The following is a 377-nucleotide window of genomic DNA, read 5'->3' as shown; positions in this document are numbered from 1 at the left end:
GTTTGGCGCAAGCTTCATTTGGCTATCGATGCCGCTACACATGAAATTATCGGTGCGCAAACAAGCCTTGAAACTGTAGCAGATAATGAAGTATTTCCAGCGTTACTGGCTCCCCTAAGACGCAAGCTTAGACAAGTCTCCGCTGACGGGACTTACGATACCAAAGCTTGTCATAAATTATTGCGACGAAAGCAGGCGAAGCCAACGATTCCACCCCGCTCAAATGCCGGATACTGGGAACCAGGGCATCCTCGAAATGAAGCTGTGGATGCACTCAAGGCAGGAGAGTTGAAGCAATGGAAATTGATGAATCACTACCATCAGCGTTCCTTATCTGAGACCGCCATGTATCGCTACAAACAACTCATTAGCGCCAA

General features: G+C 48.0%; 1 protein-coding gene. It reads left to right on the top strand.

What is annotated here, in order from left to right:
- Positions 1-377, top strand: a 377-nt coding sequence (locus ACMHXH_RS07285) for an IS5 family transposase (RefSeq protein ID WP_413737892.1), incomplete at both ends; no start/stop codon positions are given.

The sequence above is a fragment of the Shewanella sp. BJSY2023SW001 genome (assembly GCF_047314685.1).
In the GTDB taxonomy this organism is placed as follows: domain Bacteria; phylum Pseudomonadota; class Gammaproteobacteria; order Enterobacterales; family Shewanellaceae; genus Shewanella; species Shewanella indica.
Note: the sequence above shows the minus strand (reverse complement) of the source record. Positions and strands in the feature narration are given on the sequence as shown.